Annotated in this window: 14 protein-coding genes; 8 read left to right on the top strand and 6 right to left on the bottom strand. The window is 52.7% G+C overall.

Annotation, left to right across the window (positions count from 1 at the left end; translation table 11 throughout):
• Positions 1 to 87 precede the first annotated feature (87 nt).
• The 3 genes from mglB (at position 88) to mglC (ending at position 3,712) form a co-directional block, all read left to right on the top strand.
• Positions 88 to 1,086 carry a galactose/glucose ABC transporter substrate-binding protein MglB gene (gene mglB / locus N1249_RS14725; RefSeq protein ID WP_259830482.1) on the top strand — a complete coding sequence of 333 codons (999 nt, stop codon included), beginning with the start codon at positions 88 to 90 and terminating at the stop codon, positions 1,084 to 1,086.
• 79 nt (positions 1,087 to 1,165) lie between these two features.
• The gene (gene mglA, locus N1249_RS14720) at positions 1,166 to 2,686 is read left to right on the top strand and encodes a galactose/methyl galactoside ABC transporter ATP-binding protein MglA (RefSeq protein ID WP_014071027.1); all 1,521 of its coding nucleotides are present in this window, start codon (positions 1,166 to 1,168) and stop codon (positions 2,684 to 2,686) included.
• A 15-nt stretch (positions 2,687 to 2,701) separates the two neighbouring features.
• Complete coding sequence (gene mglC, locus N1249_RS14715) at positions 2,702 to 3,712, top strand: galactose/methyl galactoside ABC transporter permease MglC (RefSeq protein WP_014071026.1); 1,011 nt, start codon at positions 2,702 to 2,704, stop codon at positions 3,710 to 3,712.
• Between the two features lie 47 nt (positions 3,713 to 3,759).
• Here the strand turns inward: mglC and N1249_RS14710 are convergent, their stop codons facing one another.
• From N1249_RS14710 to N1249_RS14690, 5 genes are all read right to left on the bottom strand, one after another.
• Complete coding sequence (locus N1249_RS14710) at positions 3,760 to 5,148, bottom strand: glutamine synthetase family protein (RefSeq protein ID WP_259830474.1); 1,389 nt, start codon at positions 5,146 to 5,148, stop codon at positions 3,760 to 3,762.
• Positions 5,149 to 5,268: 120 nt separating this feature from the next.
• On the bottom strand, positions 5,269 to 5,988 hold the full coding sequence (sanA, locus tag N1249_RS14705) for an outer membrane permeability protein SanA (protein WP_182061755.1): 720 nt from the start codon (positions 5,986 to 5,988) through the stop codon (positions 5,269 to 5,271).
• Positions 5,989 to 6,115: 127 nt separating this feature from the next.
• On the bottom strand, positions 6,116 to 7,000 hold the full coding sequence (gene cdd, locus N1249_RS14700) for a cytidine deaminase (protein WP_259830472.1): 885 nt from the start codon (positions 6,998 to 7,000) through the stop codon (positions 6,116 to 6,118).
• Between the two features lie 128 nt (positions 7,001 to 7,128).
• Positions 7,129 to 7,824: a CidB/LrgB family autolysis modulator gene (locus N1249_RS14695; RefSeq protein WP_259830470.1), complete on the bottom strand. Its 696-nt coding sequence runs from the start codon at positions 7,822 to 7,824 to the stop codon at positions 7,129 to 7,131.
• The gene (locus N1249_RS14690; RefSeq protein ID WP_182061752.1) at positions 7,821 to 8,216 is read right to left on the bottom strand and encodes a CidA/LrgA family protein; all 396 of its coding nucleotides are present in this window, start codon (positions 8,214 to 8,216) and stop codon (positions 7,821 to 7,823) included. Before N1249_RS14690 ends, N1249_RS14695 begins: the two co-directional genes overlap by 4 nt.
• A 185-nt stretch (positions 8,217 to 8,401) precedes the next feature.
• Here N1249_RS14690 and N1249_RS14685 point away from each other — a divergent pair, with 185 nt between their 5' ends.
• Both N1249_RS14685 and map read left to right on the top strand, forming a co-directional pair.
• Positions 8,402 to 8,620 carry a ParD-like family protein gene (locus tag N1249_RS14685; protein WP_014071020.1) on the top strand — a complete coding sequence of 73 codons (219 nt, stop codon included), beginning with the start codon at positions 8,402 to 8,404 and terminating at the stop codon, positions 8,618 to 8,620.
• Entirely contained in the window at positions 8,601 to 9,380 is a 780-nt protein-coding gene (gene map, locus N1249_RS14680) for a type I methionyl aminopeptidase (RefSeq protein WP_259830467.1), read from the top strand. The genes N1249_RS14685 and map overlap by 20 nt, the downstream gene beginning before the upstream one ends.
• Here map and N1249_RS14675 read toward each other — a convergent pair.
• Positions 9,377 to 10,093, bottom strand: a complete 717-nt coding sequence (locus tag N1249_RS14675) for a type 1 glutamine amidotransferase (protein WP_259830462.1) — start codon at positions 10,091 to 10,093, stop codon at positions 9,377 to 9,379. The two genes, map and N1249_RS14675, sit on opposite strands and share 4 nt — an antisense overlap.
• A gap of 59 nt (positions 10,094 to 10,152) precedes the next feature.
• On the opposite strand from N1249_RS14675, the gene N1249_RS14670 reads away from it, so the two are divergent.
• From N1249_RS14670 to N1249_RS14660, 3 genes are all read left to right on the top strand, one after another.
• On the top strand, positions 10,153 to 10,950 hold the full coding sequence (locus tag N1249_RS14670) for a helix-turn-helix domain-containing protein (protein ID WP_259830460.1): 798 nt from the start codon (positions 10,153 to 10,155) through the stop codon (positions 10,948 to 10,950).
• A 41-nt stretch (positions 10,951 to 10,991) separates the two neighbouring features.
• Entirely contained in the window at positions 10,992 to 11,924 is a 933-nt protein-coding gene (gene dusC / locus N1249_RS14665; protein WP_259830458.1) for a tRNA dihydrouridine(16) synthase DusC, read from the top strand.
• A 354-nt stretch (positions 11,925 to 12,278) separates the two neighbouring features.
• Positions 12,279 to 13,634 (top strand): carbohydrate porin, encoded by a 1,356-nt coding sequence (locus N1249_RS14660; protein ID WP_409193145.1) that lies wholly within the window; start codon positions 12,279 to 12,281, stop codon positions 13,632 to 13,634.
• The last annotated feature ends 133 nt before the right edge of the window (positions 13,635 to 13,767 follow it).

The following is a 13,767-nucleotide window of genomic DNA, read 5'->3' as shown; positions in this document are numbered from 1 at the left end:
ACTTCGGCTGTCAGTAACGTTTTCTTAACACCTGCCCGCCGACCGTTATTCACAAGAACTACCCTGCATAAAAAAACCGGAGATACCATGAATAAGAAGGTGTTGACTCTGTCTGCTGTTATGGCAAGTATGCTTTTTGGTGCAACAGCGCACGCTGCGGATACCCGTATTGGTGTGACAATCTACAAATACGACGACAACTTCATGTCTGTTGTTCGTAAAGCTATCGAGAAAGATGCTAAAGCAGCGCCAGACGTTCAGTTGCTGATGAATGACTCCCAGAACGACCAGTCCAAGCAGAACGATCAGATCGACGTACTGCTGGCGAAAGGCGTGAAAGCACTGGCAATCAACCTGGTTGACCCAGCTGCGGCAGGCACAGTTATCGAGAAAGCGCGTGGCCAGAATGTGCCAATCGTTTTCTTCAACAAAGAACCTTCTCGTAAAGCGCTGGACAGCTATGACAAAGCGTTTTACGTGGGTACTGACTCCAAAGAGTCCGGTATTATCCAGGGCGATCTGATTGCTAAACACTGGGCGGCAAACCCTAACTGGGACCTGAACAAAGACGGTCAGATCCAGTTCGTTCTGCTGAAAGGCGAACCAGGCCACCCGGATGCTGAAGCACGTACCACTTACGTTATCAAAGAACTGAACGAAAAAGGCCTGAAAACTCAGCAGCTGGCGTTAGATACCGCAATGTGGGATACCGCTCAGGCGAAAGATAAGATGGACGCGTGGCTGTCTGGCCCGAACGCTAACAAAATCGAAGTGGTTATCGCCAACAACGATGCGATGGCAATGGGTGCAGTAGAAGCGCTGAAAGCACACAACAAATCTTCCATTCCTGTGTTCGGTGTGGATGCCCTGCCAGAAGCACTGGCGCTGGTTAAATCTGGCGCAATGGCCGGTACCGTTCTGAACGATGCTAACAACCAGGCGAAAGCCACCTTCGATCTGGCGAAAAACCTGGCCGACGGTAAAGGTGCAGCTGATGGCACCAACTGGAAGATTGAAAACAAAATCGTTCGCGTTCCATACGTGGGCGTAGACCAGTCCAACCTGGCTGAGTTTATCGGTAAATAAGTAATTAGTACTGTCTCCACTGGGCGCAATTCGTTGCGCCCTTTTATAACGCGATATGCGAGGCCAACAAGGTATAATTATGGTCAGCACAAATACTCAGTCGTCCGGTGAATACTTGTTGGAAATGACCGGTGTCAACAAGTCTTTTCCCGGTGTTAAGGCACTCGATAATGTTAATTTAAAAGTTCGTCCTCACTCTATTCATGCTTTGATGGGTGAAAACGGTGCAGGTAAATCAACATTATTAAAATGTCTTTTTGGGATCTATCAAAAAGATTCTGGCAGCATTCTTTTTCAGGGGAAAGAGATCGATTTCCATTCGGCTAAAGAAGCACTGGAAAATGGTATCTCGATGGTTCACCAGGAATTGAACCTGGTACTGCAACGTTCGGTAATGGATAATATGTGGTTGGGTCGTTATCCAACCAAAGGTGTATTTGTCGATCAGGATAAAATGTATCGCGACACCAAAGCCATTTTCGATGAGCTGGATATTGATATCGATCCGCGCGCCCGCGTCGGTACATTATCGGTCTCCCAGATGCAGATGATCGAAATTGCAAAAGCATTCTCCTATGATGCAAAAATCGTCATCATGGATGAACCGACATCGTCATTAACGGAAAAAGAGGTTAACCACCTTTTTACCATTATTCGTAAACTCAAAGATCGTGGCTGCGGTATTGTCTATATCTCGCACAAAATGGAAGAAATCTTCCAGCTGTGCGATGAAATCACCATTCTGCGTGACGGCCAGTGGATTGCCACTCAACCGCTCGAAGGGCTGGACATGGACAAGATCATCGCCATGATGGTTGGCCGTTCGCTGAACCAGCGTTTCCCGGACCGTGAGAACAAGCCGGGTGAAGTGATCCTTGAGGTGCGTAACCTGACCTCGCTGCGTCAACCGTCCATTCGCGATGTCTCCTTCGACCTGCATAAAGGCGAAATTCTGGGGATCGCAGGGCTGGTCGGTGCTAAACGTACCGATATCGTCGAAACCCTGTTTGGTATTCGCGAAAAAGCCGACGGCACCATTACGCTGCACGGTAAAAAAATTAACAACCACAACGCTAACGAAGCCATTAACCATGGTTTTGCGCTGGTGACGGAAGAACGTCGTTCTACCGGTATTTACGCTTATCTGGATATTAACTTTAACTCGTTAATTTCTAATATTCGTAATTATAAGAACAAAGTCGGTCTGCTGGATAATTCCCGCATGAAGAGTGATACCCAGTGGGTTATTGACTCCATGCGTGTTAAAACGCCGGGCCACCGTACACAAATCGGCTCTCTGTCAGGTGGTAACCAGCAGAAAGTGATTATCGGTCGTTGGTTATTAACCCAGCCAGAAATTCTGATGCTGGATGAACCAACCCGCGGTATCGATGTGGGTGCAAAGTTTGAGATTTATCAGCTGATTGCTGAGCTGGCTAAAAAGAATAAAGGGATCATTATTATTTCTTCCGAAATGCCGGAATTGTTAGGGATCACAGATCGTATTCTGGTTATGAGCAATGGTCTCGTTGCCGGTATTGTTGACACCAAAACGACAACGCAAAACGAAATTCTCCGTCTTGCGTCTTTGCACCTTTAAGATCAGGGGCTCCTCATGAGTGCGTTAAATAAAAAAAGTTTTCTCACTTATCTGAAAGACGGCGGTATTTACGTTGTTCTTTTAGTGTTACTGGCCATTATCATTTTCCAGGACCCTACGTTCTTAAGCCTGCTGAACTTGAGTAACATTCTGACCCAGTCTTCCGTGCGTATTATTATCGCACTCGGCGTGGCAGGTCTGATTGTGACCCAGGGTACTGACCTTTCCGCAGGGCGTCAGGTTGGCCTTGCCGCGGTTATCGCCGCTACTATGTTGCAGTCGATGGAAAACGCCAACAAAGTGTTCCCGGAAATGGCAACCATGCCGATTTTCGTGGTGATCCTGATTGTGTGTGCCATCGGTGCAATCATTGGCCTGATTAACGGCATCATCATCGCTTATCTGAACGTAACGCCATTCATCACTACCTTAGGTACGATGATCATCGTTTACGGTATCAACTCCCTGTACTACGACTTTGTGGGTGCGTCCCCAATTTCAGGCTTCGACAGCGGCTTCTCGACCTTTACGCAAGGGTTTATCGCGCTGGGCAGCTTCCGTCTGTCGTATATCACCTTCTATGCGTTGATTGCGGTGGCCTTCGTCTGGGTCCTGTGGAACAAAACCCGTTTCGGTAAGAACATCTTTGCAATCGGCGGTAACCCGGAAGCGGCGAAAGTCTCTGGCGTAAACGTGGCGCTGAACCTGCTGATGATTTATGCCCTGTCTGGTGTGTTCTACGCCTTCGGCGGGATGCTGGAAGCGGGCCGTATCGGCTCTGCAACCAACAACCTCGGCTTCATGTACGAACTGGATGCGATTGCAGCGTGCGTGGTCGGCGGCGTTTCCTTCAGCGGCGGCGTGGGTACGGTTCTCGGCGTGGTAACCGGTGTAATTATCTTCACCGTTATCAACTACGGTCTGACCTATATCGGCGTGAACCCGTACTGGCAGTACATCATCAAAGGCGCAATCATTATCTTCGCGGTCGCGCTGGATTCACTGAAATACGCCCGTAAGAAATAAACACGCTCTGCATTATCTGGCCCGCTCTCTGAGCGGGCTTTTTTATTTTACGCAAGCGTCAGTTCTTGTTCGGTGACGATACGTTCAAACCCTTCGAGTTCAGAAAGTTTGCAGGCAATCCACTGTTGTGAAAAGGCCTCGCCCAGGCTATCAATCAAATATTGGTTGCCGGAAAATGCCTCGATAGCGTGCTGCTGGAAAAGCGGGAGTACAGGCTCATCATGTTGCGCTTCAGGCAAATCTTGCTCATCGATGTTTTCCAGTCCATACAGCATACCCGTCAGGATGGTCGCGACCGCCAGATAGGGATTGGCATCTGCACCCGCCAGCCGATATTCAATACGACGATTGCCTTCGTCCGAGCAGGGGATGCGTAGCGCGGCAGAGCGGGTGTTATAGCCCCAGGAGTTGAATAATGGCTCGGTCAGGTTTTTACGCAAACGGCGAAACCCGTTAACACCTGGAGCAAAGATGGCGATGGATGCGGGCATCAGCGCCAGCTGGCCTGCGATACATAAACGCATCATGCCATTGAGTTCCTCAGCGGGTGAAGCAAACACGTTTTCGCCATGAATATTATTCAGACTGAAATGGAAATGCAGACCGCTGCCTGACAGAAGGCTAAAGGGTTTAGCCATAAAGCTGGCCTGAAGACCGTTTTTTTCGGCGACAAAGCGGGTCAAACGGCGCAATCCCAGCACGTTATCGCACGTCTCAACCACCCGATGACTGTGCCTGAGGTTCAGTTCGAACTGACCAGATTCAGCCTCAGCTACGATCCCGGTGAGTGGGATATGCTGGCTTTGTGCCAGCTGTTCCAGCTCATCAAACAGCGCCGCGTGTGCTGTTGAGGTGTCCATTTGAAAACAGCCTTGATTGTGCGGATCCTGAGCGCCTTTCCCTGTCAGATAGAACTCAACTTCCGGCGCAATCACCGGGAAAAGCCCGTGCTGGTGGAAGCGTTCGAGGACGTTCTGCAATATCACGCGGGGTTCAAACGGGCAGCTTTCCCCGTTACTGTCTTTCATCGTCAGCAGGATCTGCGCGCTGTGCTGCGGATCGTGTAACGAAGGGCGCAGGGAACCGGCAACCGGAACGCATAACCGGTCTGGCTCATCATCAAGCGGTGCGGCAATCTTCCCTTTCTGATCCATCGAATAGACCGAGAGGGGAAAATAGCAGCCGTTCCCGAGACTCAGCATGTTATCCACTGAAAGCCGCTTACCGCGCATAATGCCATTGATATCGTTCAGGTAAACGTCAATGTGTTTTGTCTGCGGATAACGCTCCAGATAATCCGCCACTTCCACCGAAAACGTGCGCGTCATGGCAGCCATTTTCTCATCGAAATAGAGGCCGGAATTATGTGTCCCCGGAAGAGATAACCCCGGAAAGTTGAAGTACTGGCGGATATTTTTCAGGAAAAAAGCATTCATTATTGAGTTCATAGTCATTCTTCAATGAAGCCGTAACGGCAGTGAACTCAGCTTAAAAGGGCGGGCGTAAAGGCGGGATAAAAAGAGAGGCTCGTGGCGTAAAGAAAGAATAAAAGAGGGCTACTTTTTCTCTTTTTTCTGCATATCCAGCAGTTGCTCTGGCGTGACCGCCGGGTAACCCTGCGCATCTTCCGGTACTTCGTGCATCGCCGGGATTGGCACCAGCGGGCCCAGGAAGCGCGGTTCGCGTTTGAATATGTACAGGTCAGCCAGCGCACCAAAACGGGCACCGAATTCACGCACGCGCACGCTAAGCATATCTTTTGGTGATGGCACGGCATAACACTGGGCCTGAATACCCATATGCAGCGCGATAAACAGCGCGCGTTCACAGTGGAAACGCTGGGTAATGATGATGAAGTCGTTAGTGTCGAAAACCTTGCGGGTCCGCACGATAGAGTCGAGGGTACGGAAACCGGCGTAGTCGAGCACGATATCCGCCGGATCAACGCCAGCAGCAATCAAATCCTTACGCATCGTAACCGGCTCGTTGTAGCTTTGCAGAGCGTTATCACCGCTAAGCAGCAGGTAATTCACTTTGCCGCTGTTGTAGGCGTTCAGCGCGCCCTGAATACGGTAACGGTAATACTGATTGATAACGCCAGTGCGATAGTACTTGGCGGTGCCAAGCACCACGCCTACCTGACGGTAAGGGAGGTCTTGCAGGTCATCAAAGATGTAGGGGGCGGTTTTCCAGCTCATCCAGCGGTCGAGACCAAGCGCAGTCAACAGCAGTATGCCGACCAGGACAGACAGGCTGTAAAAAACGCGCTTTAACATACAGATGGCTCGTTCCGCAGATGAGATTTCACTCAGGCTACTTTACCCGTCCGGTAAGAGCAAGAAACAGCGGTTCAACTGAGGGGTTTTTCATCAGATGGGCGGGCATTTCTGCCCGCACTCAGTATTACGCCAGCAGTACGCGGTCAATGGTGGTACAGCCGAGCGCTTTCAGCGTGGCGGCGGTTGCATCCCACTGGATCAGCGGCGCATCGGCAATTTCTGCCAGAATCGCGCGCTGGATATCAGGGTAATCGTACCCGTTCAGGCTCAGCAGGTTCAGTGCGCCTTGCAGAGGCGGCAGCGTTGGGTTGAATGCCGCATTCTCAGCGTAGCTGCCGCTAAAGATGCGGCCATCACGGCACTGAAGCGCCACGCCGCTTGGAGATTTGCTGTACGGGGTATGGCTTTTATTGGCGGCAGTAATTGCCGCTTCGCTCAGTGCATCACCGGAAAGCGCAAAGCCATGATCCTGCTCGTCCATCAGCAGGGTTTTGATATCCAGATCTTTCGGGCCAAAGGCGTCTGGCAGGTAATCCCCCAGCGTGTGCGGTGCACGGCCCGGCAGGTTGATACGCAGTTGCAGCCCGCTGTTCAGTTCATTCATAAACTGGCGACAGTGGCCACACGGGGTGTAGTTAACGGTAATGGCGCTCAGCGCTGTTTCGCCGCGAAGCCAGGCGTGGCTGATGGCGCTCTGCTCTGCGTGAACCGTTTGCTGCATGGTCGCGCCGAGGAATTCCATATTCCCGCCGAAATACCAGGTTCCGCTCACGCCGCGTGCAATGGCACCAACGTTGAAGTGGGAGAGATCGGCGCGGGCACAGGCGGCAGCCAGCGGCAACAGTGCGAAAGCCAGCGCGTCTTCGTCCAGCCCCGTCGCCTGTTTGAGCGTCGTGACGTGCTCTGCCGTCAGCAGGGCGGGGAAATGCTCATCCGCCAGAACCGGGGCCAGGGCTGACTGCAAATTCTCTGCAAGCTGGGCGAAAGCGGCTTGAAAACGTGGATGCATGGCGATGCCTCATAAAGGTTAATGGATCGGTAGTGTACGGAGCCGTTAGGGCTTAATATGTGATCCACTTCTCATTATGTATGCAACTTATGAAAACAAAATAAAATTTGCGCGACGTATCGCAAATTTTAGCCCACAACGGCCAGAATAATCGGGAAGACGAACGGAGCAATCAGGGAGGTGATAATCCCGCAGATCACCAGTGCCAGCGAGCTGAATGCGCCTTCCTGGTAGTCCAGTTCAGCGCAACGCGCGGTACCCAGAGCGTGCGACGCTGTCCCCATCGCCAGACCACGGGCCGCTTTGGTGCGAATACGCATGGCATTTAACAGGCTGTGGCCAAATACGGCGCCAAGGATACCGACGAAAATGACGCACATGGCGCTGATGGCTGGAATGCCGCCGATGCTGCCACCCACGGCCATCGCGATAGGCGTGGTGACGGATTTCGGCAGGATTGAGGCAGCAATTTGCGGAGATGCCCCCATTAGCAGTGCGACGGATGTCCCGGTGATCATCGCCACCAGGCTGCCGACAAAACAGATGGTGATGATGGATTTCCAGCGCGCGCGGATCTGGTGTAACTGTTCATATAAAGGAAAGGCAAGGGCGACGACGGCAGGTTGCAGCAGGTCGTTTAAAATTTTGCTGCCCGCGAAATAGCGTTCGTACGGGATACCCGTCAGCAGCAGAAAAGGAATAATCACCACCATTGCGACCAGCAACGGGTTAAGCAATGGCATCTTAAAACGTACGGCAAGCTTACGCGCGGCGAAAAACACAACCAGCGTTAACGGCAGCGACCACCAGATATTGGCCATCATTTTTTTGTTTTCTCCCCAACCACTTTACGTTCGCCATGAACCAGATGCGAACTCCAGCTGACTACCAGGAAAACCACCAGCGTGCTTATCGTGCAAGACACCACAATGGGGCCGAACTGCGCTTTGAGCAAATCAAAGTACTGCATCACCCCGACACCGATAGGTACGAACAGCAGGGCCATATAGCGGATGAGTACGAAGCAGCCCGGGTTGACCCATTTTGCCGGCAGGATTTGCAGCGCCAGCAGCACAAACAGGATCAGCATTCCGATAATGCTGCCAGGAATGGTGATAGGGAGCAGCGACGCGAGGAAAATCCCGGCGTAGAGACAGGCGTAAATCAGGACGAATGCGCGCAAGTACTGCCAGATGATATTCAATGATTTGCTCATGGTGAAAGTCCTTGATGAAACGCATTCATCATACAATTAAACCCAGAAATGTGCCACGGATCACATCATGAATTTTGAGCATACCAGACATTCCTGAATGGAACGTCGGGCATTTCCACAAATGGACAGCGCGCCGGTTAAATGAGAATATATGTTTCATATATGAATCGTTACGGTATGTATAAATGGGAATCGTAAAAATATCTGACCTGCTGCATGACGACATCCGTGATGCCAGCAAGGCTATGTCGCGTTCGGTGAACGCACAGGCCGAATACTGGCTCCGTCTGGGGATGCTGTGCGAACTCTATCCTGAACTTAACTACCAACAAATTAAGATGATGATGCTGAAATCAGGATCCGACCGTCTGCTGGAGGTGATCAATGCCGTCAATAATCATTAAAACCGCTGACGAGCTGGCAACACAGCGCCATGCCGGTGAACTGCTCGCCTCCGTGTTTACCATGTTAGACGGATTTATCCAGCCCGGCGTCACGACAATGGCAATCAACAACCGGGTGGAAGATTTTATTGTCAATGAGCTGCACTCTCGCCCGGCCAGTAAAGGGCAGTATGACTTTCCATACGTGCTGAACACCTCAGTGAACGAGGTTGTTTGCCACGGGATCCCGAAAGAGTCGGAGCACCTGAAAAGCGGGTCGATCGTTAACGTGGATATCACCCTTGAGAAAGGCGGCCTGATTGCCGACTCCAGCAAAATGTACCTGATTGGTGACGTGTCACCGCTGGCGCGTCGGCTGGTGAAAAAAACCTATGAAGCGATGTGGAAAGGGATCAAGGCGGTGAAACCTGGCGCAACGCTTGGGGACATTGGACACGCTATTCAGTCACATGTTGAAGGCAATGGCTATAGTGTGGTGCGCGAATATTGCGGACACGGCGTGGGCAAAGAGATGCACGAAGATCCGCAGGTACTGCACTACGGCAAACCGGGTGAAGGCGCGGTGCTGAAAGAGGGAATGGTGTTTACCATTGAGCCGATGGTGAATCAGGGCGACAGCCGGATCAAAACCAAAAAAGATGGCTGGACGGTGGTCACCCGCGATAAAAAACTGTCGGCCCAGTGGGAGCATACCATTGCCGTTACAGCCGATGGCTTTGAAGTGCTGACGCTGCGCCCTGACGAGACGATCCCGGATTAACCCCCGTAGCGGGCGGTGAGCTTATCCAGAAACGAAAACAACGCCTGATTCATTTCCTGGTAGTCATGCGAGCGTAATTGTTCAGGCGTTTCTACAAAGCGCAATTCCCCCGCCTGGCGTAAGTCGCTTTGCGAATGCGCGATAAGCAGTTCAACCACCTCTGGCGTCAGCTCCGGGTGACACTGGAAACCGTAAACCCGCTCGCTGTACTCCACTATCTGGCGCGGACAACCTTCGCTGTACGCCAGGATTTTCGCCTGTGGCATTAACCCTGGCATATCGTTATGCCAGTGGCCCACCGCCAGTTTGCTGCCAAACCCGGCGAACAGCGGGTTTGCTTTACCCGCCTCAGTGAGGGTAATGGGAAACTTACCGATCTCTTTTTCCGGGCTGTGGCTGAACGTGGCCCCCAGAGCCTCGCCGATAAGCTGGGAGCCGAGACAAACACCAATCACCATTTTACCTGCCTGAATGGCGCGGCGAATGACGGCCATCTCTGCCCTGGCGTCAAACCACGGGCACTCCTGAAGCGTGGTTGCTGGCGACTGCGGTCCGCCCATCACGATAAGCATATCGATGTCGTCCAGCTTTTCCGGCAAGGGCTCCTCTTTATAGACTCTGGAGCAGGTCAGGGTGTGACCATGCTGTTTACCCCAGATCTCATAAGCGCCGGGCGCTTCGAAATGCTCGTGAATAATAAAATGGATGTGCATTGCGTATCCTTCAGGTTAAGTGTACAAGCAGCATCTTAACGGGAAGGGAGGATTGCGAAATGCCAACCATTATAGACAGAACGCCAATTCACGACGATGCCATCGGCTGGTCGAGAGGGGCGATTCGCTATGCGCGTGGCGAAGTGGATCCCCCGCATCATCATCCGCAAGGCCAGCTGCTGTTTGCCACCAAAGGGGTCATGCTGGTGGAAACGGGCAGCAAACGCTGGGTGATCCCCCCGCAGCGCGCATTGTGGATCCCGCCTTTTCAGGAACATACCTACAGCGTGTTGTCCGCCACGGAACTGCGCGCGGTGTGGTTCAGCCCCACGCTTATCGCTCGCTGCGAGCCGTTTATGCGCAGAGACGAGGTTCACGTGATCATGGCAACGCCGCTGTTTAAGGAGCTGATTGCCGGGTTGTTCAGCGCGGAGTACCGGCCAACGAGCCAGCGCAGTATGGCCGTTTTACTGCTGGAGATCCTCAGTGAAACGCAGCACATTTCAGCGGAGCTACCGATGCCGGTCGATGAGCGATTGCACCGGGTTGCCCGTGACATCATTGCCGGCGATCTCTGGACTGTGCCGATGGAACAGCTGGCGGAACGGGCGACGATGTCAGAGCGCACTTTTACGCGGCTGTTTATCAAAGATACCGGATTCAGCTTCCGCGTCTGGCGCCAGCGTGCAAGGATTTGTGCCTCGCTCGATCTCCTGGCCAACGCCATGCCGGTAAAGCAGGTGGCCTGGAAACTGGGGTTTTCCGGCCCGGCGGCATTCGCTGCGGCGTTTCGTTCGGTTATGGGGGCTACGCCCGGGGAATTTCTTCCTGAGCAGAAGGGCTTCCCAGCGCTATAGAGAGCGGCTACCATAGCGCGTCTTTTTTCACAGGTACTGATATGCGTGTTTTACTGGCCCCAATGGAAGGCGTGCTCGACTCTCTTGTGCGCGAGCTTCTGACCGAGGTGAACGATTACGATCTCTGCGTGACGGAGTTTTTGCGCGTGGTCGATATGTTGCTGCCAGCAAAATCATTCTACCGACTCTGCCCGGAGCTGCATCGTCAGAGCCGTACCACCTCCGGCACGCTGGTGCGTATTCAGCTGTTGGGTCAGTACCCTGAATGGCTGGCGGAAAACGCCGTCCGCGCGGTTGAGCTGGGCTCGTATGGGGTTGATCTCAACTGCGGCTGCCCGTCTAAGCTGGTGAACGGTAGCGGCGGCGGGGCAACCTTGCTCAAAGATCCGGAGCTGATTTACCGTGGCGCGAAAGCCATGCGTGAAGCCGTGCCCACGCATCTGCCGGTGACGGTAAAAGTGCGTCTGGGCTGGGACAGTGATGCACGGCAGTTCGAAATTGCCGATGCGGTGCAGCAGGCCGGGGCTAGCGAACTGGTGGTACATGGCCGTACCAAAGAAGATGGCTATAAAGCCGAACGCATCAACTGGCAGGCAATTGGCGAGATCCGCAAACGACTTACCATTCCCGTTATCGCCAACGGCGAAATCTGGGATTACGCCAGCGCGCAGGCCTGTCTGAAAGAGACCGGTTGTGATGCGGTGATGATTGGTCGCGGCGCCCTTAACGTGCCCAACCTCAGCAGGGTAGTGAAATACAACGAGCCGCGCATGGCCTGGCGGGATGTCGTCACCTTACTGCAAAAATATACCCGCCTGGAAAAGCAGGGGGATACCGGTTTGTATCACGTCGCGCGAATTAAACAGTGGCTGAGCTATTTGCGTAAAGAATATTCTGAGGCGCTGGGATTATTCCAGGAGATCCGCACGTTACAGACATCGGCCGATATTGCGCGCGTCATTCAGTCAAAATAATAAGCGTTAATTTGCTCACACTTTTTTAAAATATAAAACAAATCCGGTTTTCAATGTGGCACGAGGGTGTTAAGGTGCCACTGTTTTCAACGCAGGATTGTTACTGGTTAACAGGCAAAACCTAAGCGTTCCACGGCACTCATCGCTGTGGAGCGCTTAGGTTTTTTTTTGCCTGTCATTTACGCAGGAGAGACATTTGCCTTAACGCGAAACGAAGAAATAAAGCAGGGCGACATTTGTGGTTATTGAATAACTGCACGGACTGCTATTACCAAAATAAATTTAATGATGACAGGCGATATATAAATTGCCTGCGACCGGTTACGCACTAAATACTCAATCACAGGTTTAATTATGGCATATAAAAATATTCACTATAAGCTGTGCGCACTTGCCTTATTGACGGTTTCTCCTTTGTCGATGGCGCAGGAGTGGAACGGGACGGTGTTAGGTTTTGAAGCGCCGCCCGACCCGATCCTGGGCGATATGCTCGGCATTCGTAAGATCCTCAATGACAACGGGTTTACCTACAACCTGGGGTATCTGAATGAAATCGCCTGGAATGGCGGCGGGGGATACAACCACGACTCCCATGTGGCCTACATTGACCAGTTTGCGTTGACCTTCAATCAGGATCTGGAGCGCTGGACCGGTATCCCGGATGCACGTATTGAAGGGAATATCGTCAACCGTAACCACAATGACGATCTCACCACCAAACGTGTGCAGGATCCGCGCGTTAACTTTAACGACCTGACCCAGGAGAGCTGGGGAGGGCAATCCATTACCCGTCTGGGCTGGCTAACCTTTGCCCGTAGCTTCGACGACCGCCGCCTGACCTGGCGTATCGGGATGATGAACAAGGTGCAAACCTTCGACCAAATCATCCCGTGCGACTTCCAGATGCTCTCCCAGTGCGGCGGGAAATCGGCCAACTCGCTGACCTGGAACAACTGGAACGTCCACACCTGGGGCACCACACTTGAGTATAAAGTGACGCCAACCGTCACCTTAAAAGGCGGCGTGATGGAGCAAAACCCGGATGCCTCCAGCCGTAACCACGCCTGGAGCTGGTCGACGAAAGGCAGCCAGGGCGTCTTACTGCCGGTTGAAATCGAAGCCCGTCCGCTGATTAACGGCCTGCCGGGGGCGTACAACCTGGGAGTAGTATTTACCAATGCGCCGCAGGCTGACCTCTATCGCGGAAAATCGGGTGGTGCAGGGGCAAGTGACCCGCAAGGCTACGAAGAGCACAACCGGACATGGTTTATGTATGCCGGGCTGAACCAACAGCTGACGCGGCATCAGGACGATCCTAATCGCGGCCTCAGCACCTCTGTCAGCATGAGCCTTGCCGACCAAAGCAGTAACTATATGCACCAGGTCTACGCCGCCTCGCTGCGCTACCGTGGGCTGTTTGACGCCCGCCCGGATGACTGGATTGGCTTTGGTCTGACCTGGATTGATATGAGCAGCCAGTACGCGCGTAACCAGCGCTATCTGAATTCCCTGAGCGGTGTTTCTGACTATAACGATCCGGCGTATCACCCGGTTCCGGGTCACTCGGTGAACGGTGAATTCTATTACCGCTTCCGCCCGGTATCCTGGCTGGAGCTGCAGCCGGGTATTCAGTACTGGCACCATCCGGGCGGGGTTGCCCGCACTCAGGATGCATGGGTAACCGAGCTGAAAACCGTCGTGACCTTCTGATTAAAGCGTAGCAAGTACGATCTGCGTCACGTTTTTGCTCGTGACACATTGAGGCTACGAATGAAACTGATAGAGTGCCAGAACTGGATTGTTACTGCTTAGGCAGGCAAAACCTGATTTTCTGGCATCTGCC

The sequence above is a fragment of the Enterobacter sp. CP102 genome, from assembly GCF_025152625.1.
Classification (GTDB): Bacteria; Pseudomonadota; Gammaproteobacteria; order Enterobacterales; family Enterobacteriaceae; genus Enterobacter; species Enterobacter soli.
This window is presented reverse-complemented; position numbering and strand designations above follow the sequence as displayed.